Below are 269 nucleotides of genomic sequence, written 5' to 3'. Positions count from 1 at the left end.
GACATACTTTATATTGCGTTGCCTATGAAAGCGCAAAAACGTATAGCCGACATTTTATTGCAGTTGGGTGATACCACCGTTGATGTGCACATAGTGCCAGACTTTTTACTCTCGAACTTAATACATGCACGTATTGAGCATGTGGGTGATGTTGATACATTAAGCGTGTTTGAAGCGCCATGTATTGGTACTCACGAATTTATAAAGCGAACAGAAGATATTGTTGTTTCAGCTATTATTGTTGCCTTAATCACCCCATTATTATTGAC

At 38.7% G+C, this 269-nt stretch carries 1 pseudogene; it reads left to right on the top strand.

What is annotated here, in order from left to right:
* Positions 1-269: pseudogene (locus tag SB749_RS19590) on the top strand (undecaprenyl-phosphate glucose phosphotransferase); the annotation flags it as partial.

The organism is Brevibacterium sp. SIMBA_078, from assembly GCF_046534565.1.
GTDB lineage: Bacteria > Actinomycetota > Actinomycetes > Actinomycetales > Brevibacteriaceae > Brevibacterium.
The sequence above is the reverse complement of the archived record's forward strand: the minus strand, read 5'-3'. Positions and strand labels throughout refer to the sequence as shown.